3 protein-coding genes and 1 pseudogene are annotated in these 2,719 nt (G+C 72.7%); all 4 read left to right on the forward strand.

Annotated elements, in window-relative coordinates; genetic code table 11:
- Positions 1–390 (forward strand): annotated as a pseudogene (locus tag AC2VNT_RS09805) (hypothetical protein); the annotation flags it as partial.
- A gap of 32 nt (positions 391–422) precedes the next feature.
- Positions 423–968, forward strand: a complete 546-nt coding sequence (locus AC2VNT_RS09810) for a hypothetical protein (protein ID WP_486946673.1) — start codon at positions 423–425, stop codon at positions 966–968.
- Positions 965–1,288, forward strand: a complete 324-nt coding sequence (locus AC2VNT_RS09815) for a hypothetical protein (RefSeq protein WP_486946674.1) — start codon at positions 965–967, stop codon at positions 1,286–1,288. The genes AC2VNT_RS09810 and AC2VNT_RS09815 overlap by 4 nt, the downstream gene beginning before the upstream one ends.
- 48 nt (positions 1,289–1,336) lie before the next feature.
- Positions 1,337–2,719 (forward strand): heavy metal translocating P-type ATPase (locus tag AC2VNT_RS09820; protein ID WP_486946675.1); only part of this gene is annotated, 1,383 nt, incomplete at its 3' end.

Consider the following 2,719-nt stretch of genomic DNA (forward strand, 5'->3'; position numbering starts at 1 on the left):
CACAGGTCCCAAGGAAACGTCGGCGTCGGCAGGCGACCCGACACCATTTTCACGCCTGCGAGGCGTCCCGGGAACGGAACTGGGGGCTCACGTAAGGTCCCGCACACCCCGGTGCTCTACCTGTCGGTCGGCATGTTCGCGCTGGTGATCTGCACGCTGGTGCTGACCTTTCTGGTCCTGATGCGCTCCGGCTACCGGTGGGCGCGCACCGTGTTGACCGGCGGGGCGGTGATCGCGGTGCTGAACGGGGTGGTGGGCATCCTCGTCGACGACGAGCGGCCCGCGGTCGCGATCACCGCGGCCCTCACCGGCATCGTCGGGTCGGTGCTGATTGTCGGCGGAGCCTTTCTGCTGCACCGCACCGACGCCGAGCGATACTTCGCCCGATGAGCCACCGCGTCGGCAGGTTAGGCTGACGTGACATGCCCGAACCTCAGCCGGCCGGCCAGCCTCCCGAGCCGTTGTTCCACGAGAGCGGCGCCAGCTGGTACTGGCTGCTCGGCGGGCCGGTCGCCGCGGCGGCGCTGATGTGGGTCGAACACGCCGGCGGCTACGGCGTGCAGCTGCTGGCTCCGCTGCTGCTGCTGGTCGGGGTCTCCGGCATGCTGGCCATCCAGATCGCGGCGGCACGGGTGCACACCTCGGTGGAGCTGACCGGGATGACGCTGCGGGACGGCACCGAGACCATCCGGCTCGCCGACGTCGTGTGGATGTACCCGGAGTCGCCGCAGGTCCGCAACCGGGCGGCGAAGCCGGAGAAATGGCAGTCGGCGCGCACGCTCGGGGAGCTGAGCGGCGTCCCCAAGGGCCGGGTCAGCATCGGCTTGAAGCTCACCGGCGGACGCACCGCGCAGGCCTGGGCGCGTCATCACCGCGGGCTGCGGGCGGCGCTGACCCCGCTGGTCCCGACGTACCCTGGGGCTGATTTGGCGGGACCCGACGACGACGCGGAGGCCGCCTCGTGGTGATCGCACGGATCCGGGCCGGCGTCGAGTTGCTGCTGGCCGGTGCAGCGGCGTTGGGCTGCGCGGCGAGCTGGTCGCGGGTGAGTCACCCGGTCCTGGTCGCCCCGGTCGCCGACGGCGAGCCGGTCACCACCTCGGCGTCCTACGACCCGCAGACGATGCTGCTGGCGCTGGCCCTGGCCACGGTCGCCGGGGTGCTGGCGGTGGTCGGGTCGGCCCGGGCGCACCGAGCCGGGCACCGGCCGGCACCGCACAGCCATGACCGCCGACACGGCCATGACCGTCGGCACAGCCATGACCGTCGCAGTGACCTAATACCCTAGGGGGGTATTATCGGCGAGGTGACCACCACCGACCTGGAACTGCACGGCATGACCTGCGCCTCCTGCGCGGCTCGGGTGGAACGCGGACTCAACGCGCTGGCCGGGGTGCGCGCCACGGTGAACCTGGCGATCGCGCGGGCGCACGTCGAACACGAATCCGGTGTCTCGCCGGCCGATCTGGTCCGAGCGGTGGAGTCGGCCGGTTACCAGGCCGCGGTGATCGGCGAGCCTGCCGGTGATCACCACCACCAGCCGGCCGACCATCGGCATCCCGACGTCCCCGGCGAGCGGCTGCGTTCCCGGCTGATCGGTTCGGCGTTGCTGGCCATCCCGGTGGTGGCGGTGTCGATGGTCTCGGCCTGGCACTTCCCCGGCTGGCAGTGGTGGGTGTTCACGCTGACCACCCCGATCGTGTTCTGGGGCGGTTACCCGTTCCACCGGGCGGCACTGCGCGCCGCCGCGCACCGCAGCTCCACGATGGACACCCTGGTGTCGCTGGGCACGTTCGCCGCCTACCTGTGGTCGGCGGTGGCGGTGCTCACCGGCGCCGTCCAGCGCGGCGGGCACGTGTATTTCGAGGTGGCCGCCGCGGTAACCGTGTTCCTGCTGGCCGGGCGGTTCGCCGAGTCGCACGCCAAGCGGTCGGCCGGGGCGGCGCTGCGCGCCTTGCTGACGCTGGGCGCCAAGGACGCCACGGTGCTGCGCGACGGCCCGGACGGGCAGACCGAGGTGCGGGTGCCGGTGGACCAGCTGCGGGTCGGTGACGTCTTCGCGGTCCGGCCCGGTGAACGGATCGCCACCGACGGGCTGGTGGTCGACGGCGCATCGGCGCTGGACACCTCCGCGCTGACCGGCGAGTCGATGCCGGCCGACGTCGGCCCCGGCGACCGGGTGCTGGGCGGCGCACTGAACAGCTACGGCCGGCTGCTGGTGCGGGCCGAGAAGGTCGGCGCCGACACCCAACTGGCCCGGATGGCCAAGCTGGTCACCGACGCGCAGAACGGCAAGGCGTCGGTGCAGCGGCTGGCCGACCGCGTCTCCGGGGTCTTCGTCCCCGCCGTGCTGGTGATCGCCGCCCTGACCCTGGCCGGCTGGCTGCTCACCGGCCACCCGGCCGCGGCTGCCTTCACCGCGGCGGTGGCGGTGCTGATCATCGCCTGCCCGTGCGCGCTGGGGCTGGCCACCCCGACCGCCATCCTGGTCGGCACCGGCCGCGGCGCCCAGCTCGGCATCCTGATCAAGGACCCGGCCGCACTCGAGCGGGTGCACCGGGTCGACACCGTGGTGCTGGACAAGACCGGCACGGTGACCCGCGGGGTGATGAACGTCGGCAGCATGGCGGTGACCCGGGGCGAGGATCCGGACACCGTGCTGGCCCGCGCCGCCGCCGTCGAATCGGCCTCCGAGCATCCGATCGGGGCGGCGATCGTC

The organism is Mycobacterium sp. TH-M15 (assembly GCF_057473705.1).

Excerpts from the sequence above, each read along its gene's own strand:
- AC2VNT_RS09810 (WP_486946673.1), top strand. The coding sequence starts at position 423 with ATGCCCGAACCTCAGCCGGCCGGCCAGCCTCCCGAGCCGTTGTTCCAC.